Here is a 21016-nt window from a genome sequence, read left to right as displayed (position 1 = left end):
GCACCCGTCAGCAACCGACGAACCCCGCGACGAGGAGTCATCGTGTCCGTTCAGCCGTCCGAAGCCCAGCAGGTCGCCAGGGTGAAGGTCCCGGCGGGCACTACGGCCGGTTCGGCCGTACTCGAAGCGGGCCTGCCTTCCCAGGGGCCGCAGGCGATCATCGTGGTCCGCGACGCCGACGGCGAGCTGCGGGATCTGGCATGGGTGCCGGAATCCGACGTCGAAGTCGAAGCGGTCCCCGCCGACACCGAAGCAGGCCGCAGCGTCATCCGGCACTCCGCCGCGCACGTGCTCGCCCAGGCCGTGCAGCAGCAGTTCCCGGACGCCAAGCTCGGCATCGGCCCGCCGGTCAAGGACGGCTTCTACTACGACTTCGACGTGGACCGCCCGTTCACCCCGGACGACGTGCAGGCGCTGGAAAAGCGCATGAAGCAGATCATCAAGTCCGGGCAGAAGTTCTCCCGCCGCCGCCTGGACTCGATCGAGGCCGCCAGGCAGGAGCTCGCCGCCGAGCCGTACAAGCTGGAGCTGGTGGACCTCAAGTCCGCCGCCGACGAGGTGGACACCAGCGAGGTCATGGAGGTCGGCGCGGGCGAGCTGACCGTCTACGACAACGTCGACCGGCACGGCGAGGTGGTCTGGGGCGACCTCTGCCGCGGCCCGCACGTGCCGCACACCCGGTTCATCCCGGCGTTCCGGCTCACCCGCGTCGCCGCCGCCTACTGGCGCGGTGACCAGAGCAACCGGCAGTTGCAGCGGGTCTACGGCACCGCGTGGGAATCCAAGGAGGCCATGGCCGAGCACCTGGAGTGGCTGGCCGAGGCGGAGCGCCGCGACCACCGCAAGCTCGGCGCCGAGCTGGACCTGTTCTCCTTCCCGGAGGAGGTCGGTTCCGGCCTGCCGGTGTTCCACCCCAAGGGCGGCATCATCCGCCGCGAGCTGGAGGACTACTCGCGGCGCAGGCACGAGGCCGCCGGCTACGAGTTCGTGAACAGCCCGCACATCACCAAGAGCACGCTGTTCGAGACCTCCGGGCACTTGAGCTGGTACAAGGACGGCATGTTCCCGGCGATGCACCTCGACGAGGAACGCGACGAGAACGGCGAGGTCCGCAAGCCCGGCCAGGACTACTACCTGAAGCCGATGAACTGCCCGTTCCACAACCTGATCTACCGCTCCCGCGGCCGGTCCTACCGGGAGCTGCCGCTGCGACTGTTCGAGTTCGGCTCGGTGTACCGCTACGAGAAGTCCGGCGTGGTGCACGGGCTGACCCGGGTGCGCGGCATGACCCAGGACGACGCGCACATCTACTGCATGCCCGAGCAGTTGCAGGACGAGCTGAAGTCGCTGCTGACGTTCGTGCTGGACCTGCTGCGCGACTACGGCCTCGAGGACTTCTACCTGGAGCTGTCCACCCGCAACGAGGAGAAGTACGTCGGCGACGACGAGAGCTGGCGGGTGGCCACCGAGGCGCTGCGCGAAGCCGCCGAGTCCTCCGGCCTGGAGCTGGTGCCGGACCCTGGCGGCGCGGCGTTCTACGGCCCGAAGATCTCCGTGCAGGCCAAGGACGCGCTGGGCCGCAGCTGGCAGATGTCGACCATCCAGGTCGACTACCACCTGCCCGAGCTGTTCGACCTGGAGTTCACCGCGCCGGACGGTTCCAAGCAGCGGCCGATCAAGATCCACCGGGCGCTGTTCGGTTCGATCGAGCGGTTCTTCGGCGTGCTCACCGAGCACTACGCGGGCGCGTTCCCGGCGTGGCTCTCGCCGGTGCAGGCGATGGGCATCCCGATCGCCGACGAGCACGCCGAGCACCTGGACGGTGTGGTGAAGGCGTTGCGCGCCAAGGGAATCCGCGCCGAGGTGGACCACGGCGACGACCGGATGCAGAAGAAGATCCGCACCCACACCACGCAGAAGGTGCCGTTCCTGCTGCTGGCGGGCGGCAAGGACGTGGAGGCGGACGCGGTGTCGTTCCGGTTCCGCGACGGCTCCCAGATCAACGCGGTGCCGGTCGCCGACGCGGTGGCCGCGCTGAGCCGCTGGGTGGATCGCCGGGACAACACCTCACCGTCCGCGGAGACCTTCCAGGCGGAGCTGGCGTGAGCGAGTCCGGGATGAGCGGCGAGACTTCCGCGGGCGGCCCGCGCGGCGAAGGTGGTCCGCCCGAGGACACCGGTTCGCTCGACGACACCGGTGTCCAGTTCTCCGAGCAGCAGGGCATCGGTATCCCGGACGCGCTGCAGCGGCTGTGGACGCCGCACCGGCTGGCCTACATCCAGGGCGAGAACAAGCCGGCGGGCGAGACCAGCGAGGGTTGCCCGTTCTGCGGGCTGCTCGATTCGGGCCTGCCGGACGACGAGACGCTGATCGTGGCCCGTGACGAGCTCGTCTTCGCGATCCTGAACCTGTACCCGTACAACCCGGGGCACCTGATGGTGCTGCCGTACCGGCACGTCGCCGACTACACGGATCTCACCGTCGAGGAGACGGCCGCGGTCGCGGCGTTCACCCAGCAGGCGATGCGGGTGATCCGCGGGGTTTCCGCGCCGCACGGGTTCAACATCGGGCTCAACCAGGGTCCTGTGGCCGGCGCGGGGATCGCTGCGCACCTGCACCAGCACGTGGTGCCGCGCTGGGGCGGCGACTCGAACTTCATGCCGGTCATCGGGCACACCAAGGTTCTGCCGCAGCTGCTCGGCGACACCCGCAAGCTGCTGGCCGACGCCTGGAACTCCGGAAGCGGCGAACTGCTGAACTGACGCGAAAGGCCGAGAACGCGCACGAGCGTTCCCGGCCTTTTCGCTTTCCGGCGCATCAGCGCGTGGTGCGGGCGCCGCCGTTCGGATTGATGACCTGGCCGGTGATGAACCGCGCATCCGCGGACGCGAGGAAGTGCACCGCCCCGGCGATCTCGTCCGGAAAGCCGTGCCGTCCCAGCGCGGTCAGCGAGATGAGGTGGTCGTGGCGCTCCTGCGAGACCCCGCTGCCGAAGAACTCGGTGTCCGGGATGTACCCGGGAGCCACCACGTTGGACGTGATGTCGCGCGGCCCGAGCTGCTTGGACAGGCCGACGCTGTAGGACGCCAGCGCCGCCTTGGCGCTGCCGTACGCACCGCTGCCCTGATCGGCTCCGACCGACCCGATGTGCACCACGGCGCCACCGCTCGCGAGCTTGTCGTCGCAGGCCTCGGTCATCAGCGCAGCGGTGATGAGGTTCGCGTCGATGTTGGCCCGCCAGCGGTGCAGGCTGCCCTTCAGCCCGCCGCCCGCCGGCTCGCGGAAGTCGGTGTTCCCGCCCGCGTTGTTGACCAGCACGTCCACTTCGCCGTCGATGCGCGCCACCGCGCTTTCGACGGCGTCCGGGTCGATCCCGTCGCACGGCAGCGCGTGCGCATCGCCGCCGAGCTCGCGGGCGGTGCGCTCCAGCACCTCGGTCCGGCGCCCGGTGATGTAGACGCGGTCGGAGTCCTGGACGAATCGTGCCGCGATGGCGCGCCCCAGTCCGCTACCACCACCGGTCACGAGGACTGTCCTGCTCACTAAGCACTCCAAATCTGTTCAGAACCGGGCGATCTGTTGAGAATCGGGCAAATCTGTTCAGAACCGGACATCGGGTGCTCGCGGCGGCCGAGAGCGCACCCCGCGTTCTCGGCCGCCGCGGTTTCCGCTCACTGGGAGCGGAGGTTGGCCTCGATCTCCAGGGTGATCTTGACCTTCTCGCCCAGCATGGCGCCGCCTTCCGGGCCGACGCCGAAGTCGGTGCGGTTGATCGTGGTGGCCGCCGAGATGCCCAGCAGCGTCCCGCCCTGGCCGTCGTCGGTGAACCCGCCCAGCTCGGCCTGCAGCGCGACCGGCTTGGTCACGCCGTGCAGGGTGAACTCACCGTCGATGATGTACTCGTCGCCGTCCTGGCGGATGCCGGTGGAGCGGAACCCGGCCTTCGGGTGGGTTTCGACGTCGAGGAAGTCGCTGCCGCGCACGTGCGCGTCGCGGTCGGCGTTGCCGGTGTTGATCGTGGCGGGGTCGATGTCCGCGGTCACCGTGGAGTCCAGCGGGTTCTCCGCGATGACGATCTCGCCGCGGAAGCCGTCGAACCGGCCGCGGGACCGGCCGACGCCGAGGTGGCGCAGCGCGAACTCGACGTCGGAGTGCACGCTGTCGATGTCGTAGGTGCCGACGGCGTAGCCGGGGATCTGGGCGGCAGAGCTCATGAGTCCTCCTCGGGGGGATCCGGAGTACGTTCCGGTTGGCCCAACGCCGATGGCGGCCCGGGCATTCCCGGTGTGCGGCCGATCACTTCGGGTGCCGCTGCGGCCGCCTGGTTGCGCGCCGCTGCGATCAAGGCGGCTAATCTCGGAGTGCACCAGGCGGTGCGATGGACACGGTGGACGAGGCAGCGGCAGTACAGGCGATGCTCAACATATTCGCGCGGAGCTCGGTTTCCCGGTGGACTGATCCGGTCGGCGCCGGGCTCGTCCGGCTGGGGCTCTCGCCGAACGTCGTGACGGTGCTGGGGACTTCCGCCAGCGTCGCTTCCGCGCTGTGGTTCTTCCCCCGCGGCCGGTTGTTCCTCGGAACCGTCGTGGTCGCGGTGTTCCTGCTGTTCGACGTGCTCGACGGCGCGATGGCCCGCGCGGGCGGCAAGGCCAGCACCTTCGGCGGCGTGCTCGACGCCAGCTGCGACCGGATCGCCGACGGAGCGCTGTTCGGCTCGCTGGTGTGGTGGGCGCTGGTGGTCGACGGCGACCGGCCGCTCGGAGCGGGGCTGCTGCTGTGCCTGGTGTGCGCGCAGGTGATCTCGTACGTGAAGGCCCGCGCGGAGGCGAACGGGCTGCGCGCGAACGGCGGGCTGGCCGAGCGGGCCGAGCGGTTCCTGTTCGTCCTGATCGGCACCGGACTGCACGGCCTTGGCGTGCCGTACGTGCTCGACATCGCGGTGTGGGTGCTGGCGGTGCTCTCGATCGTCACGGTCGTGCAGCGCCTCGCCACCGCCGCGCGCGCTTGAGCCTCGCCCTCGCGCTCCAGTTTCTTCGCTGCCGGACCAGGTGAAGTGCCGTTCGCGCGTTGCTGTTCGGCCGGTCGGCCTGGGGGAGGTTCCTGGGTTCGCTGTCGTAGGCTCGCACCGGTTTCAGCAGCGGCGATCAGCCGGAGGTGGGCAGCTCAATGGCCGTGCAGGACGACGTGCGTTTCGACGTGCACATCTGGGCGTGGGCGAACGGAGCGTTCGACTGGTTCCCGCTCGCGTCCGGGATCGACGCCGAGGCGGCCGAGGTGCTGCGCAAGACCGCGCTCTGGGACCTGGAGATCGCCGAGGCCGAGACCCGGTCCAAAACCGAGTCGGAGACCGCGGCCGCGAGCGCCCCGCCGGTGACCTTCCCGCTCACCGAAGCCGACGAGTACGCCGTCTGGATGCGCTACCCGTCCGCTGGCGGCAAGGTCCCGTGGGGCTTGATCGCCGACCACCTGACTCCGGAGCAGACCCGCGCTTACACCGGCAACCCGCGGATCCAGCTCAACGTCCAACCGGCCGCGGACCGTTCGGAGCCGTCTCCCGCCGAAGCAGCGGAAACAGCCGAAACCGACGATCCGGCGGACTAGCACCTCGCACGATTCGCCGGGCGTGCTCGCGCGCCGATCAAGGCGTCGGCATCGGGTCGTAGCGTTCGAAGTGGCGGGTGAACGACGCGCTGCCGGAACTCAGCGAGCGGACGTTGATGGTGTAGCGGGTCAGCTCGCTGGACGGGACGTGCGCGTGCACCACGGTCCAGCCGGTGTCCTCCGGCTCGGTGCCGACGACCTTCCCGCGGCGGCTGGACAGATCGCCGAGGATCGCGCCCAAGTGGTCGTCCGGGATGTAGACCGCGACCGCGTCGACCGGCTCCAGCGTGACCAGTCCGGCCTGCTCGGCAGCGGCGCGCAGCGCCAGCGAACCGGCGGTCTGGAACGCGGCGTCGGAGGAATCCACGCTGTGCGCTTTGCCGTCGACGAGCGTGATCCGCAGGTCGACCAGCGGGCGGCCCTCTTCCAACCCGCGCTCGACCTGCGCGCGAACGCCCTTCTCCACGCTGGTGATGAACTGCTTGGGGATCGCACCGCCCACGACGCGGTCCAGGAACTCGATGCCGGAGCCGCGCGGCAACGGCTCGACCTCGATGTCGCACACCGCGTACTGGCCGTGCCCGCCGGACTGCTTCACGTGCTTGCCGTGGCCCTTCGCCGCCTGCCCGAAGGTCTGCCGCAGCGCCACCCGCACCGGTTCGGTGTCGACCTCCGCGCCGCCTTCGCGCAGCCGTTGCAGCATCACGTCCGCGTGCGCCTCGCCCATGCACCACAGCACCAGTTGGTGCGTTTCGGTGTCGCGCTCCAAGCGCAGGCTCGGGTCCGCGGCGACGAGCCGATTCAGGTTGCGCGCCAAGGCATCCTCGTCGTTGCGGGTGCGTGCGGTGACCGCGACGGGCAGCAGTGGTTCCGGCATCGGCCACGGCGACATCAGCAACGGGTCGGCCGGATCCGACAGCGTGTCGCCCGTTTCGGCCGAGCCGACCTTCGTCAACGCGCACAGATCACCCGCCACGCACCGCGGCACTTCGCGCAATCCCGAGCCCAGCGGCGAATACACGTGCGCAACCCGCTCGTCCTCGTCGTGGTCCGGGTGGCCGCGCTCGGCCATGCCGTGCCCGGAAACGTGCACCGGCCGTTCCGCGAGCAACGTGCCGGAGAAGACCCGCGCCAGCGACACGCGGCCCACGTAGGCGTCCACCGCGGTGTGCACGACCTCGGCGGCCAGCGGTCCGGACGGGTCCGGTCCGAGCCGCCGCGGATGGGCCCCGCGCGGGTCGGTGAACTCCGGGGGAGGGTGTTCGAGCGGAGAGGGGAACCCGCGCACGATGCCGTCCAGCAGCTCCGGCAGGCCGACTCCCGTCGCGGTGCACACCGGCAGCACCGGGTGCAGGCCGCCGCGGGAGACCGCGGCCTCCAAGTCCGCGATCAGCGTGGGCTCGTCGATGTGCTCGCCTTCGAGGTAGCGCTCCATCAGCGACTCGTCCTCGCTCTCGGCGATGATCGCCTCGATCAGCTCGGCCCGCTCCCGCTCGACTTCCCGGGGCGAGCCGGTGCCGGACGTCGTGCCGGTGAGCACGCCGGTCAGGCCGGTGGCCGAGCCGTCCGCACCGCGCAGCGGCAGGTACAGCGGCAGCACACCGGCCCCGAACGCTTCCCGGCAGGACTCCAGCGCGGCCTCGGCGTCGGCGCGGTGCTGGTCCAGCCGGGACAGCACCACGGCGCGCGGCATCTCGACCTGCGCGCACTCGTGCCAGATCGCTCTGGTCGCCGCATCGACCCCCTCCGCGGCGGCGATCACGAACAACGCCGCGTCGGCGGCGCGCAACCCGGCCCGCAACTCGCCGACGAAATCCGCGTAACCGGGCGTATCGATGAAGTTGATCTTGCATTCGCCGTGTTGCGCGGGCGCGACCGACAAGGCCACCGAACGCTGCTGCTCGATGGCCGCGCTGTCGTGGTCGCAGACCGTGGTGCCCTCCAGGACCGAGCCGTTGCGCCCGATCGTGCCGGTGTGCGCCAGCAGCGCTTCGGCCAGCGTGGTCTTGCCGGATGCGGACGGGCCGACCAGCACCACGTTGCGGATCGAAGCGGGATCGGTGGGAGCCGGTGCGGCCTGCACTCCCGCGGCGCTCTGCTTGCTGCTCATCGCTGCCCCCTCACGACTCGGGTATGTGTCTCCGATCACACACCCGAGTGAGGGCGCGTGCAAGGTCGCTCACCACCGGCGATGCCCCGGCCGGGGAGAAGTGGACTACTGGGAAAGGCCATTAGTGGACCGTGGGAAAGGTCCAGTTGCCGCCTACCGTCGGACCGGGGACGGCCGTGCGGGCTTCCGGCCATCGCGGCTCGCCCGAACCCCGCAACCACTAGGGAAGGAACACGTTGACCGACACCGCAGCCACCGCGCAGGCCACCGGCACCGAAGGCGTGAAGCGGGGCATGGCCGAGATGCTCAAAGGCGGGGTGATCATGGACGTGGTGACCCCGGAGCAGGCGAAGATCGCCGAAGCCGCGGGTGCCGTGGCCGTCATGGCCCTGGAGCGGGTGCCCGCCGACATCCGGGCCCAGGGCGGTGTCGCCCGGATGTCCGACCCGGACATGATCCAAGGCATCGTCGAGTCCGTCTCCATCCCGGTGATGGCCAAGGCCCGCATCGGGCACTTCGTGGAAGCCCAGGTGCTGCAGTCGCTGGGCGTGGACTACATCGACGAGTCCGAGGTGCTGACCCCGGCCGACGAGGCGCTGCACATCGACAAGCAGCAGTTCACCGTGCCGTTCGTGTGCGGCGCGACCAACCTCGGCGAGGCGCTGCGGCGGCTGTCCGAAGGTGCGGCGATGATCCGTTCCAAGGGTGAGGCCGGCACCGGCAACGTCGTCGAGGCCACCCGGCACATGCGCTCCATCCGCGCCGAGATCCGCCGGTTGACGCAGCTCGACGCCGCGGAGCTGCACGAGGCCGCGAAGGAGCTGCGTGCGCCGTTCGCGCTGGTCCAGGAGGTGGCCGCGGCGGGCAAGCTGCCGGTCGTGCTGTTCACCGCCGGCGGGATCGCCACCCCGGCCGATGCGGCGATGATGCGCCAGCTCGGCGCGGAAGGCGTGTTCGTCGGCTCCGGGATCTTCAAGTCCGGCGACCCGGCCAAGCGGGCCGAGGCGATCGTCAAGGCCTGCACCTTCTACGACGACCCGGACGTGGTCGCCAAGGTCTCGCGCGGGCTCGGCGAGGCGATGGTCGGGCTGAACGTCGATTCGTTGCCCGAAGGCGAGCACTACGCGCAGCGCGGCTGGTGAGCGGCCCGGTCGAGTGATCACCTAGGAACGGAGACAGCGCGATGCCCGGGTGCGAGAGCACGTCCGGCGCCTCGCCGGTGATCGGCGTCCTCGCCTTGCAAGGCGGCGTCGCCGAGCACCTGGCGGCGCTGGACCGCAGCGGCGCGGTGGCCAAGCCGATCCGCAGGCCCGAAGAGCTCGACGACGTGCACGGCGTGGTGTTGCCCGGCGGGGAATCCACCACCATGAGCAGGTTGTTGCACAGCTTTGAACTGTTCGATCCGCTGCGGGAACGCTTGGCGGCCGGTCTTCCCGCCTACGGCTCGTGCGCGGGAATGGTGCTGCTGGCGGGCGAAGTCCTCGACCCGGGCGCGGACTCCGGGAAGGATCCGGCGGTCACGCCGTTCGGTGCGCTGGACGTCGCGGTGCGGCGCAACGCCTTCGGGCGGCAGGTCGATTCGTTCGAAGCGGAACTGGCCTTCACCGGCGTGGACGGGCCAGTCCACGCGGTGTTCATCCGCGCCCCATGGGTGGAGCGGGTCGGCCGAGCGGTGGACGTGCTCGCCGAGATCACCCCGCACGGCTCGGGCGTTGCCGGTGCCGCCGGTAGGATCGTCGCGGTTCAGCAGGGGCGCGTGCTCGCCACCAGCTTCCACCCGGAGCTGGTCCGCGGCGACGAGCGCGTGCACCGGCATTTCGTGCAGACCGTTCGCGCGGGCTGAGGCTCGTCGTCCGCCCGCGCGGTCGTGGAAAGACGGAGGAAACGATGAGCGGCCACTCCAAGTGGGCGACCACAAAGCACAAGAAGGCCGCCGTCGACGCCAAGCGCGGCAAGCTTTTCGCGAAGCTGATCAAGAACGTGGAGGTCGCCGCGCGGACCGGCGGGGGTGACCCGGAGGGCAATCCGACCCTCTACGACGCCATGCAGAAGGCCCGCAAGAACTCGGTGCCCACCGACAACATCGAGCGCGCGCGCAAGCGCGGGGCGGGCGAAGAAGCGGGTGGCGCCGACTGGCAGACCCTGATGTACGAGGGCTACGGCCCGAACGGGGTGGCGGTGCTGGTCGAGTGCCTCACCGACAACAAGAACCGCGCGGCGGGCGATGTGCGCACCGCGATGAACCGCAACGGCGGTTCGATGGCCGACGCAGGCTCGGTGTCGTACCTGTTCTCCCGCCGCGGCGTGCTGATCGTGCCGAAGAACGGCCTGACCGAGGACGACGTGCTGGGCGCGGTGCTGGAGGCGGGTGCCGAGGAGGTCAACGACCTCGGCGAGAGCTACGAGGTGCTTTGCCAGCCGACCGACCTGGTCGAGGTGCGCAAGGCGGTGCAGGCAGCCGAGATCGAGTACGACTCCTCGGAGCTGAGCTTCCTGGCATCGGTCAACGTGCCGCTGGACGCCGAAGGCGCGCGGAAGGTCTTCAAGCTGATCGATGCGTTGGAGGACTGCGACGACGTGCAGAACGTCTACGCGAACTTCGACGCGTCGGACGAGGTGATGGCCGAGGTCGGCTGACCCGGTTGCGGCCGCTGGAGGGCGCTCGGCTCTCCGGCGGTCCTCGGCGCTGGTTCAGGACGTACTTCGCTGATCGGTGACGCGGCACAGCGGCTCGTGCGCGTTCGGTCAAGGTCGCCCCCAGGGGCTCCCTCGGACGGGTGGTAGTCGGCAGAATGGCCGCCGTGGTCGAAACTGATGATCAGCTGCGCAGGTGGTTGGTGGACACCGCGGAGCAGCACGGCGCCGCGGTGCTGCACGTGGCGGCCGACGAAAGAGGGGCGTCGCACGCCTTCTCCGTCGGCGCGTGGCGGCGTTTCGGCAAGCCCGAGGTCGTCGTGATCGGCCTGCCGCGCGAAGTCGCGCACGCGGTGGTGAACAACTACGTGCAGCGGGTCGCCGCCCGCGAGCGGTTCGTGCCGGGGAAGCTCTACGCCGGGTTCCTGGAGGGCTGCCCGGTGACCTTCGAGCGGGTCGCCAAGGTGCACTACCCGGAGTACCTGGGCAGCGCTTTCACCGTGTACGGCGGCGCGGATTTCCCCGCGTTGCAGCTGGTCGCCGCGACGCCGGACGGCGCGTTCCCGTGGCAGGACGAGGCGCCGCAGGGCTTCGCCCAGTACCAGCCCGTGCTCACCGACAGCGGCCTGCCGGAATCCTGGACACCCGGCACCGACGGGCCCTGAGTCACCGGTTCCATCCGGTAGGGCGATCATCGGGTGTGTCGGACGCGGGCGAACCGGTCGTGACGCGTTAGAGTCTCGAACGAGTGTTCATGATCGTGTCGATGGCCGAGTTCGCCGGCGGGTCGGGCCCGCTGGCGGGCTGGGCCCGCTGACGGGTTCGGGCCTGCTGACGGGCCGTGCCGGAGGAGGGCGTCGTGCGCGTGCTGGGAGTCGACCCCGGGCTGACCCGGTGCGGGGTCGGGGTGGTCGACGGCGGGCGCAGCCGCAAGGCGTCCTGCGTCGCGGTCGGCGTGGTGCGCACCCCGGCGGAGGACGAACTTCCGGTGCGACTGCTGACCGTGTCCGAGGGCGTCGAGGAGTGGATCGACGCGCATCGACCGGAGGTGGTGGCGATCGAGCGGGTCTTCAGCCAGCACAACGTGCGCACCGTGATGGGCACCGCGCAGGCCTCCGGAGTGATCGCGCTGGCCGCCGCCCGGCGCGGGCTGCCGGTCGTGTTCCACACTCCGAGCGAGGTGAAGGCCGCGATCAGCGGTTCCGGGCGCGCCGACAAGCGGCAGGTCACGCTCATGGTCACCAAAGTCCTCGGACTGGCCGAGCCGCCCAAGCCCGCTGATGCCGCGGACGCGCTCGCACTGGCCGTCTGCCACCTGTGGCGGGCGCCGATGAGCGCGAAGCTGGCCCAGGCCGAGGCCAAGGCGGCCGAGCTGGCCCGCGGTCACCGCAGGCGGCTGCAGGACGCGAAGCGGAGCGGGAAGGCCCAGCCGCGGCAGGAACCGCAGCAGCGCCGGGAGACCCAGCAGCGCGAGGAAACCCAGCAGCGCCGGGAAACCCAGCAGCGCCAGGCGATTGCGCCGCGCCAGGAGACCCGGCCACGACACGAGCCGCAGTCGGGGCAGGAGGCCGAGACCCGGTCCGGGCAGGATGCGCCGCCGGACCAGGAGTCCCGGCCGCTCCAGGAGTCGCCGCTCCAGGAGTCGCAGCAGCGCCGGGAATCCTTACCCCGCCAGAGCGCCGCGCCCCGCCGGGACTCCCAGCGGCAGCAGGACTCCCATCAACAGCACGATTCCGAACAACAGCACGACTTCCACCAGCAGCAGGACTTTCAGCAACCCCGGGACGTGCAAGGTTCCGCGGCCGGAACAGGAGAACCGACAGGATGATCGCTTCGCTGCGGGGACCGGTGCTCTCGATCGGGCTGGACCACGCCGTCGTCGAAGTCGGCGGCGTCGGCTACGCGGTGCACGCCACCCCCGCCACGCTGGCCGGGCTGCGCCGCGGCGAGGAGGTGCGGCTGTCGACCTCGCTGATCGTGCGGGAGGACTCGCTGACGCTGTACGGGTTCGCCGACGCCGAGGCTCGAGACCTGTTCGGGCTGCTGCAGACCGCGTCCGGTGTCGGTCCGCGGCTGGCGCTGGCGGCGTTGGCGGTGCTGTCGCCGGAGCAGCTCTCGGACGCGCTCGCCGACGGCAACCTCACAGTGCTCACCCAGGTCCCGGGCATCGGCAAGAAGAGCGCCGAGCGCCTGGTCCTGGAGCTGCGGGACAAGGTGGGCGCGGTGGCCCCCGCATCGACCGAGAACGCGGGCGGTGCCGGGCAGGGCCGATTGCGCTCCGAGGTCACCGAGGCGCTGGTCGGGCTCGGCTTCTCGGCCAAGCAGGCGGACCAGAGCGTCGAGTCGGTGCTCGCCGCGGACGGCGCCGCCGCCGACACCTCGGCGGTGCTGCGCAAGGCGCTGGCCGAACTGGGGCCGAAGTGATGCCGGGGCCGGGCGCGCGGCCGCGGCCGACGGTGCGGGCGGACTGATGCACGAGGACGAAACCCCTGGCAGCGCGCCCGGCGAAGGGCCGCTGACCCCGCACCAAGAACCCACCGAACGCGATCTCGAAACGACCTTGCGGCCGCGCAAGCTCGACGAGTTCGTCGGCCAACCGCGGGTGCGCGAACAGCTCCAACTGGTGCTGCGCGGTGCGATCAACCGCGGCGAGCAGCCCGACCACGTGCTGTTCTCCGGTCCGCCGGGGCTGGGCAAGACCAGCCTCGCGATGATCATGGCCAGCGAGCTGGACGCCTCGATCCGGGTGACCTCCGGCCCGGCGCTGGAACGTCCCGGCGACCTCGCGGCGATGCTGTCCAACCTCGCCGAGGGCGACGTGCTGTTCATCGACGAGATCCACCGCATCGCCCGGCCCGCCGAGGAGATGCTGTACCTGGCGATGGAGGACTACCGGGTGGACGTGGTGGTCGGCAAAGGACCCGGCGCCACCAGCATCCCGCTGGAGATCGCTCCGTTCACGCTGGTCGGGGCCACCACCAGGTCCGGCACGCTGACCGGCCCGCTGCGCGACCGCTTCGGCTTCACCGCGCACATGGAGTTCTACTCGCCGGAGGAACTGGATCTGGTGGTGCGCCGATCCGCCGAGATCCTCGGCATCGACCTGCGCCCGGACGGTGCCACCGAGATCGCCGGCCGCTCGCGCGGCACTCCAAGGATCGCCAACCGGTTGCTGCGCCGGGTGCGCGACTACGCCGAGGTGCGCGCCGACGGCGCGGTGACGCACGAAGTCGCACGGGCCGCGCTGGAGGTCTACGACGTCGACGAACTCGGCCTGGACCGGCTCGACCGCGCCGTGCTCTCGGCCTTGGTCCGCTCGTTCCACGGCGGACCGGTCGGCGTCACCACGCTGGCGGTCGCGGTGGGCGAGGAGCCGAGCACGGTCGAGGAAGTCTGCGAGCCGTACCTGGTTCGTGCCGGAATGCTCGCCCGCACCCCGCGCGGCCGGATGGCCACGGTCGCGGCCTGGCAGCACGTCGGGCTGACGCCGCCGCAGAACGCCCCCGGTGAGACGCAGGCGGCGCTGTTCGACGCCGCCGAGGAATAGCCTGGTGACCTCCTGGGCGAACCGAGTCGCTGGGCACCGCTGACCGTCGAGATCGCGCTGCCCGGTTCGCCGGGAGCGCGCGCTGATCGGCGTCCGGCCGAGATCGACGGGCTGTGAAAGTTGCCACCCCGGCACCGGTATGCTCACGCCCGCTGACGACCCCGGTGGAGCTTGCCGCAACGCTCGCCATCTCGGCGGCTCCGCGTGCACGCGGTCGGTCGAGTCCGGCGATCCGCAGGCGGCGGCGTCCTGCTCGACGCGGCTGGCACACTGGTAACCGCACATCCGAACAATTCGGGCGCCCAGGTCGAGGGCCGGGCGGTTTCTGCGGCGCCCGCCGAACGGAGCATGATGGATCCTCAACTGTTGCTGCCCCTGCTGATCGTGCTGTTCGCGGTCATGTTCTACATGCAGATCCGCAGGCAGAAGAAGGCGAACCAGGAGCAGCAGAAGCTGCAGAACTCGCTGACCGCCGGAGACCGCGTGATGACCACGTCCGGCCTGTTCGGCACCGTGGTCTCGACCGCGGACAACAGCGTGGACCTGGAGATCTCGCCCGGCGTGGTCACCACCTGGCTGTCCGCCGCGATCCGGGAGAAGGTCGACACCGAGCAGGACTCCGACGGCGAGCAGGCGGCCGCGGACACGGCCGAGGACGACACCGCGGAGGCTTCCGAGGAGTCCAAGGCCGCCAAGACCGGCGAGGCCGACAGCACCGAGTCCAAGACCGAGACTGCGAAGGCCGAGACCACCGAGTCCGAGACCGGCGAGGCCAAGACGACCGAGTCCGGGACCGAGGTCGCCGAGCCGATCGAGAAGCAGAAGACCAGCTGAGGCGCTGCCCGGCACCGGGCGCACCGGTGCCGGGACGCACGCAACCCGCCTTCGGGCGGGTACTGGCGCGCTGCGGATGGGTGCGGGCTTCTCGAAGTCCCACCCGGTCCCGCGCGGTGCCGATCGAACCGGCCACTGCAATTCCACGGCAGTCACGAGCAATTCGGCGCACCGGCGTGGGCGAACCGTCTTCGCACGTCGTGCCGCCGCGCCCCCGCCGAACTCCGCCGCGGTGCCCGGCTGGCAGACTGAACGGGGAATTCACGCAGTTCCATCGGTGCGCGTGCACGTCTCGAAAGCGCGTACCGTGATCATCGGTCCCGTCGCGGCGCGGCGGAATCGATCGTGTTCGTAGACCGTGGACAGGAGACCGACGCACCGTGGCACCTCCGGCCGGGCAGCTCCGCCCAGGGCGTTATCTGCTCATCTTCTTGCTGGTTGTCGGCGCGCTGTACTCGCTGGTGTTCCTGACCGGGGACCAGAAGCCGACGCCGAAGCTGGGCATCGACCTGCAGGGCGGCACTCGCGTGACGCTGACCGCGCGCACGCCCACCGGGCAGCCACCGCCCAAGGAATCCCTGGACCAGGCCCGCCAGATCATCGAGACGCGGGTCAACGGCATGGGCATCAGCGGCTCCGAGGTCAGCCAGGACGGCTCGAACCTGGTGATCACGGTGCCGGGTTCCGGTGGTGAGGACGCCAAGCAGCTCGGCCAGACCGCGGAGCTGAACTTCCGCAAGGTCGCGCAGGCGGTCCCGAACACGCCCGCGCCGCCGCCCGGCGGGCCCGCGGGCACCACGCCGCAGGCCGCGCACGCGCAGCAGCAGCCGCCGCCGGGCGGTGAGCAGGCCGCCATCGAGGAGGCCAAGCGCACCCGGCAGAGCACCGACCCGGCCGTGCAGATGCAGGCGCTGCAAAGCCTGGACTGCAACGCCGAGGACCCGCTGCGCGGCAACGACGACCCCGCGCTCCCGCTGGTGGCCTGCGACCAGGCGAAGCAGCAGAAGTACGTGCTGGAGCCGGTCTTCCTGCCGGGCAAGGAAGTCGAGACCGCATCGGCGCAGCCCCCGGATCCGCAGGGCCAGGAGCCGGAATGGTCGGTCCAGGTGCAATTCAAGAGCGATGGCGCCAAGACCTGGGCGGACTTCACCTCCGCCAACATCGGCCAGCAGGCCGCGTTCGTGCTCGACGGCCAAGTCGTACAAGCGCCGAGGATCAATCAGGCGCTACTCGGTGGCAACGCCAAGATTACCGGCGGCTTCAACCAGCAGAGCGCGACCGACCTGGCCAACACGCTCAAGTACGGCTCGCTGCCGCTGGCCTTCGACCAGTCCGAGGCCGAGACGGTCTCGGCGACGCTCGGCGTGGCCTCGCTGGAAGCGGGCCTGATCGCGGGCGGCATCGGCCTGGCGCTGGTCGCGGTGTACTGCCTGGCCTACTACCGGCTGCTGGGGATCCTCACGATCCTTTCCCTGGTGCTGTCGGCGGGCATCGTCTACGCGGTGCTGGTGCTGCTCGGGCGGTGGATCGGGTTCACCCTCGACCTCGCCGGTGTCGCCGGTTTCATCGTGGCGATCGGCATCACGGCCGACTCGTTCATCGTCTTCTTCGAACGACTAAAGGACGAGGTCAGAGAGGGACGCACGTTCCGCTCCTCGGTGCCGCGGGCGTGGACCAGGGCCAAGCGCACGATCCTTTCCGCGGACGCGGTGAGCTTCCTGTCCGCCGCTGTGCTCTACGTGCTGGCGGTCGGCCAGGTGAAGGGCTTCGCGTTCACCCTCGGCATGTCGACCGTGCTGGACCTGGTCGTGGTGTTCCTGGTGACGCATCCGCTGGTGGCGATGGCCTCGAAGAACAAGTTCCTGTCCAAACCCTCGGTATCCGGTCTGGGCGCGGTGCAGCGCATGGCCGCGCAGCAGCGGCGCGACGCCCGCTCCCGGGGTGCTTCCACGGCTAAGGAGGCTTGACGGTGTCGACAAACAGCGACGTCGCCCGTCCCGAGGGCGTGCTGCACCGGCTCTACACCGGCACCGGCGCGTTCGACATCGTCGGCAAGCGTTCCCGCTGGTACATCGCGCTGGGCCTGCTGACGCTGGTGTGCATCGGCGCCATGGGGTTCAAGGGCTTCAACCTCGGCATCGACTTCGAGGGCGGCACCAAGATCCAGCTGCCCGCGGCCGGTGCGCAGGGCCCGATCTCCGAGGACCAGGTCCAGGACGCCTTCCGGGACGCGGTCGGGCGCCCGCCGGAGACGGTGCAGATCGTCGGTGCGGGCGACAGCCAGTCCATCCAGGTGCGCAGCGAGTCGCTCTCGCCGGACCAGGTCTCGGCGGTCAAGCAGACGCTGTTCGAACAGACCAAGCCGTTCGGCGACAACGGGCAGCCGAGCCCGCAGGCGGTCAGCGACAGCGCGGTCAGCGGCACCTGGGGCGGTGAGATCACCCAGCAGGCGCTGCTCGCGCTCGGCGTGTTCCTGGTGCTGGTGACGGTCTTCCTGGCGTTCTACTTCGAGAAGTGGATGGCGGTGGCGGCGCTGATCGCGCTGCTGCACGACGTGGTGGCGACCGCCGGGCTGTACTCGCTGATCGGCTTCGAGGTCACGCCGAGCACGGTGATCGGTCTGCTGACCATCCTCGGCTTCTCGCTCTACGACACCGTCGTGGTGTTCGACAAGGTCAAGGAGAACACCCGCGGCCTGCTCGGGCTGACCCGCCGGACCTATCCGGAGGCGGCGAACCTCGCGGTGAACCAGACCCTGATGCGCTCCATCAACACCTCGATCATCGCGCTGCTGCCGGTGCTCGGGCTGCTGGTGGTCGGCGCCGGGCTGCTCGGCGTCGGCGTGCTGCGGGACCTGGCGCTGGTGCAGCTGATCGGCATGCTGGCCGGCGTGATCTCGTCGATCTTCCTGGCCACGCCGCTGCTGGTGGACTTCAAGATGCGCGACCGCAAGTACCGCGCGCACGAGGCGAAGGTGTTCCAGCGCAGGCGCAAGGCCGCGGCGAAGGCCGCGGGCGAGGAGGAACCGGACGAGCCGGAGGAGCCCGCGCTGCAGGAGCGCGAGATGGCCGGTGCGAGCAGCACGGCCGCTGCCAAGGCGCCGACGCCCAGCGGCAAGAAGTCCGGTGGCGGTGGGCAGAACCGCCGTCGCCCGGGCGGCAAGTCCAGCCGTCCCAGCGGTAAGCGACGGCGTTCATGACCGAGGATGCCGTGCGGGTGGTTCACCCGGCGCTGCAGGACGCGGCGCGGCTGATCCGGGAGGTGCCGGACTTCCCGGAGCCGGGCGTGCTGTTCCGGGACATCAGCCCGCTGCTCGCGGACGGCCCCGCGCTGTCCGCGGTGGTCACCGCGCTCGCCGACGGATTCGAGTTCGACCTGGTCGCGGGCGTGGAAGCGCGCGGTTTCCTGGTGGGCGCGGCGGTCGCGCAGGCGCACGGCACCGGTGTGGTGGGGCTGCGCAAGCCGGGCAAGCTGCCGGAGGTCGCCGACCGGGTCGACTACACCTTGGAGTACGGCTCGGCCGGACTGGAACTTCCGGCCGATGCCGTGCGCCCCGGGCAGCGGGTGCTGGTCGTGGACGACGTGCTGGCCACCGGCGGTACGCTCAACGCGGCCTGCGAGCTGCTGCGCCGGGCCGGCGCGGAGGTGGCGGGCACGGCGGTCGTGCTGGAGCTGACCGCGCTGAACGGCCGCGCACGGCTCGACGGTGCCGGGGTGCACGCGCTGCTGGCCGTGTGACCGGCGGGACTGGGCTGATCGGTCCCGGTGAAGTCCGGGCGACGGTTCGCAGCCGAGAGTGACCGTTCGGCGGTTCGGGGGATGCCCTGGGAAGGTCCGTAGCCCGAACGGCGTTATTCTCGATGTCCGGGTCGTGACCGCCTCAAGATCCGGGTGCACGTTGTCCCCTCCATGCCCGGGAGCGCGCGGTGAGCCAAGACGTCGAGTCTCCTGCCCCTGCGGCCGAGCAGGCCCGCCCTGCCTCGGCCACTCGCAGAGTGCGCGCTCGCTTGGCCAGACGGATCACGGCGCAGCGCGCGGCGGAGGTAAAGCAGGTGCTGGAACCGCTGGCCGCGGTGCACCGCGAACTGCACCCGCAGGCGGACCTGGCGCTGCTGCAGCGCGCCTACGACATCGCCGAGGACAAGCACAGCGAGCAGCGCCGGAAGTCCGGCGACCCGTACATCACGCATCCGCTGGCGGTCGCGACCATCCTCGGTGAGCTGGGCATGGACACCACCACGCTGGTCGCGGCGCTGCTGCACGACACCGTGGAGGACACCGACTACTCGGTGGAGCGGCTCAGCGCGGACTTCGGCGACGAGGTGGCGCACCTGGTCGACGGCGTGACCAAGCTGGACAAGGTCAAGCTCGGCGCGGCCGCGGAGGCCGAGACCATCCGCAAGATGATCATCGCGATGGCCCGGGACCCCCGGGTGCTGGTGATCAAGCTGGCGGACCGGCTGCACAACATGCGCACGATGCGCTTCCTGCCGCCGGAGAAGCAGGCCCGCAAGGCGCGGGAGACGCTGGAAGTGCTGGCTCCGCTGGCGCACCGGCTGGGCATGGCCACGATCAAGTGGGAGCTGGAGGACCTGGCGTTCGCCATTCTGCAGCCGAAGAAGTACGACGAGATCGTGCGCCTGGTCGCCAACCGCGCGCCGTCCAGGGACACCTACCTGCGCACCGTGACCGACGAGCTCTCCGGCCAGCTCGACGCAGCGCGGCTGGCCGCGAAGGTCGAGGGGCGGCCGAAGCACTACTACTCGATCCACCAGAAGATGATCGTGCGGGGCCGCGACTTCGACGACATCCACGACCTGGTGGGCGTGCGGATCCTGGTGGACGAGGTGCGCGACTGCTACGCGGCGATGGGCGTGGTGCACGCGCTGTGGCAGCCGATGCCCGGCCGCTTCAAGGACTACATCGCCCAGCCCCGCTTCGGGGTGTACCAGTCGCTGCACACCACGGTGATCGGCCCGGAGGGCAAGCCGCTGGAAGTGCAGATCCGCACCCGCGAGATGCACCGCACCGCCGAGTACGGGATCGCCGCGCACTGGCGCTACAAGGAGACCAAGGGCCGCAATGGCACCGGCGTGCAGGGCGCCGTCGAGGTCGACGAGATGGCCTGGATGCGCCAGCTGCTGGACTGGCAGCGGGAGGCCGCCGACCCGGGCGAGTTCCTGGAGTCGCTGCGCTACGACCTCGCCACCCGCGAGATCTTCGTGTTCACGCCGAAGGGCGACGTGATCACGTTGCCGTCCGGGTCGACCCCGGTGGACTTCGCCTACACCGTGCACACCGAGGTCGGGCACCGCTGCATCGGTTCGCGGGTCAACGGCAGGCTGGTGGCGCTGGAGCGCAAGCTGGAGAACGGCGAGGTCGTCGAGATCTTCACCTCCAAGGCGGAGGGGTCCGGCCCGAGCCGGGACTGGCTGTCGTTCGTCGCGTCGCCGCGCGCCAAGACCAAGATCAAGCAGTGGTTCGCGAAGGAGCGCCGCGAGGAGGCCATCGAGTCCGGCAAGGACGCGATCGCCAAGGAGATCCGCCGTCTCGGCCTCCCGGTGCAGCGGCTGGTCACCGCCGACTCGATCGCCGCGGTCGCGCGCGAGCTGCACTACGTGGACGTCACCGCGCTCTACGCCGCGGTGGGCGAGCGGCAGCTTTCCGCGCACCACCTGGTGCAGCGGCTGGTCGCCTCGCTCGGCGGCGTGGAGCAGGCCGAGGACGAGATCGCCGAACGCTCCACCCCGTCCACCCTGCAGCAGCGCCGCCGCAGCACCGGCGACTCCGGTGTGGTCGTGAAGGACGCTGGCGATGTGTGGTCGAAGCTGGCGCGCTGCTGCACGCCGGTGCCCGGTGACGAGATCCTCGGCTTCGTCACCCGCGGCGGCGGGGTCAGCGTGCACCGCACCGACTGCACCAACGCCGACGACCTGCGCAAATCGCCGGAGCGGCTGGTCGAGGTGTACTGGGCGCCGTCGTCCTCGTCGGTGTTCCTGGTCGCGATCCAGGTGGAGGCGCTGGATCGGCACCGGCTGCTTTCCGACGTCACGAAGGTGCTCGCGGACGAGCGGGTGAACATCCTTTCCGCCTCGGTGACCACGTCCAAGGACCGGGTGGCGGTCAGCCGCTTCTCGTTCGAGATGGGCGATCCGAAGCACCTCGGGCACGTGCTCAAGGCGGTGCGCAACATCGAGGGCGTCTACGACGTCTATCGGGTCACTTCGGCGACCTGAGCGGGCTGCGCAGCGCGAGGGGCCGCACAGCAAGACGGGCCGCGCTGTTTCGGC

The 21016-nt window shown here is 70.5% G+C and carries 18 protein-coding genes and 1 pseudogene; 16 read left to right on the top strand and 3 right to left on the bottom strand.

Annotation, left to right across the window (positions count from 1 at the left end; all coding sequences use genetic code 11):
* The first annotated feature begins 81 nt into the window (after positions 1–81).
* Both thrS and INP57_RS10210 read left to right on the top strand, forming a co-directional pair.
* Entirely contained in the window at positions 82–2106 is a 2025-nt protein-coding gene (gene thrS, locus INP57_RS10215; RefSeq protein ID WP_200069936.1) for a threonine--tRNA ligase, read from the top strand.
* 11 nt (positions 2107–2117) lie between these two features.
* Positions 2118–2762 (top strand): HIT family protein, encoded by a 645-nt coding sequence (locus tag INP57_RS10210; RefSeq protein ID WP_200069935.1) that lies wholly within the window; start codon positions 2118–2120, stop codon positions 2760–2762.
* 55 nt (positions 2763–2817) lie between these two features.
* Here the strand turns inward: INP57_RS10210 and INP57_RS10205 are convergent, their stop codons facing one another.
* Both INP57_RS10205 and INP57_RS10200 read right to left on the bottom strand, forming a co-directional pair.
* On the bottom strand, positions 2818–3543 hold the full coding sequence (locus tag INP57_RS10205) for an SDR family NAD(P)-dependent oxidoreductase (protein WP_200069848.1): 726 nt from the start codon (positions 3541–3543) through the stop codon (positions 2818–2820).
* 128 nt (positions 3544–3671) lie between these two features.
* Entirely contained in the window at positions 3672–4214 is a 543-nt protein-coding gene (locus INP57_RS10200) for a YceI family protein (protein WP_200069847.1), read from the bottom strand.
* Between the two features lie 200 nt (positions 4215–4414).
* On the opposite strand from INP57_RS10200, the gene pgsA reads away from it, so the two are divergent.
* Positions 4415–5008, top strand: coding sequence for a phosphatidylinositol phosphate synthase (gene pgsA, locus INP57_RS10195; protein WP_200069934.1), 594 nt, complete (start codon positions 4415–4417; stop codon positions 5006–5008).
* A 158-nt stretch (positions 5009–5166) separates the two neighbouring features.
* Positions 5167–5601 carry a hypothetical protein gene (locus tag INP57_RS10190; protein ID WP_200069846.1) on the top strand — a complete coding sequence of 145 codons (435 nt, stop codon included), beginning with the start codon at positions 5167–5169 and terminating at the stop codon, positions 5599–5601.
* 37 nt (positions 5602–5638) lie between these two features.
* Here INP57_RS10190 and INP57_RS10185 read toward each other — a convergent pair whose 3' ends face one another.
* The gene (locus INP57_RS10185; RefSeq protein WP_200069845.1) at positions 5639–7711 is read right to left on the bottom strand and encodes an elongation factor G-like protein EF-G2; all 2073 of its coding nucleotides are present in this window, start codon (positions 7709–7711) and stop codon (positions 5639–5641) included.
* 236 nt (positions 7712–7947) lie between these two features.
* On the opposite strand from INP57_RS10185, the gene pdxS reads away from it, so the two are divergent.
* From pdxS to INP57_RS10125, 12 genes and pseudogenes are all read left to right on the top strand, one after another.
* Entirely contained in the window at positions 7948–8853 is a 906-nt protein-coding gene (gene pdxS / locus INP57_RS10180) for a pyridoxal 5'-phosphate synthase lyase subunit PdxS (RefSeq protein WP_200069844.1), read from the top strand.
* Between the two features lie 41 nt (positions 8854–8894).
* Positions 8895–9554, top strand: a complete 660-nt coding sequence (gene pdxT / locus INP57_RS10175) for a pyridoxal 5'-phosphate synthase glutaminase subunit PdxT (RefSeq protein ID WP_200069843.1) — start codon at positions 8895–8897, stop codon at positions 9552–9554.
* A 44-nt stretch (positions 9555–9598) separates the two neighbouring features.
* Positions 9599–10348 (top strand): YebC/PmpR family DNA-binding transcriptional regulator, encoded by a 750-nt coding sequence (locus INP57_RS10170; protein WP_200069842.1) that lies wholly within the window; start codon positions 9599–9601, stop codon positions 10346–10348.
* A gap of 155 nt (positions 10349–10503) precedes the next feature.
* Positions 10504–11010 (top strand): DUF4262 domain-containing protein, encoded by a 507-nt coding sequence (locus INP57_RS10165; RefSeq protein ID WP_200069933.1) that lies wholly within the window; start codon positions 10504–10506, stop codon positions 11008–11010.
* A 194-nt stretch (positions 11011–11204) separates the two neighbouring features.
* A pseudogene (gene ruvC, locus INP57_RS10160) lies at positions 11205–11762 on the top strand (crossover junction endodeoxyribonuclease RuvC); the annotation flags it as partial.
* A 407-nt stretch (positions 11763–12169) separates the two neighbouring features.
* Positions 12170–12769 carry a Holliday junction branch migration protein RuvA gene (gene ruvA, locus INP57_RS10155; RefSeq protein WP_200069841.1) on the top strand — a complete coding sequence of 200 codons (600 nt, stop codon included), beginning with the start codon at positions 12170–12172 and terminating at the stop codon, positions 12767–12769.
* 46 nt (positions 12770–12815) lie between these two features.
* Complete coding sequence (gene ruvB, locus INP57_RS10150) at positions 12816–13892, top strand: Holliday junction branch migration DNA helicase RuvB (protein ID WP_200069840.1); 1077 nt, start codon at positions 12816–12818, stop codon at positions 13890–13892.
* Between the two features lie 351 nt (positions 13893–14243).
* Positions 14244–14726, top strand: a complete 483-nt coding sequence (gene yajC, locus INP57_RS10145) for a preprotein translocase subunit YajC (RefSeq protein ID WP_200069839.1) — start codon at positions 14244–14246, stop codon at positions 14724–14726.
* Positions 14727–15106: 380 nt separating this feature from the next.
* Positions 15107–16693, top strand: a complete 1587-nt coding sequence (gene secD / locus INP57_RS10140) for a protein translocase subunit SecD (protein ID WP_200069838.1) — start codon at positions 15107–15109, stop codon at positions 16691–16693.
* Positions 16690–17925, top strand: coding sequence for a protein translocase subunit SecF (gene secF, locus INP57_RS10135; RefSeq protein ID WP_200069837.1), 1236 nt, complete (start codon positions 16690–16692; stop codon positions 17923–17925). Before secD ends, secF begins: the two co-directional genes overlap by 4 nt.
* A complete protein-coding gene (locus INP57_RS10130; RefSeq protein ID WP_200069836.1) occupies positions 17922–18464 on the top strand; it encodes an adenine phosphoribosyltransferase in 543 nt (180 codons plus the stop codon). Before secF ends, INP57_RS10130 begins: the two co-directional genes overlap by 4 nt.
* 188 nt (positions 18465–18652) lie before the next feature.
* Entirely contained in the window at positions 18653–20962 is a 2310-nt protein-coding gene (locus INP57_RS10125) for a RelA/SpoT family protein (RefSeq protein WP_200069835.1), read from the top strand.
* Positions 20963–21016: the final 54 nt, after the last annotated feature.

Origin of the sequence: Saccharopolyspora galaxeae (assembly GCF_016526145.1) — a bacterium.
Classification (GTDB): domain Bacteria; phylum Actinomycetota; class Actinomycetes; order Mycobacteriales; family Pseudonocardiaceae; genus Saccharopolyspora_C; species Saccharopolyspora_C galaxeae.
Note: the sequence above shows the minus strand (reverse complement) of the source record. Positions and strands in the feature narration are given on the sequence as shown.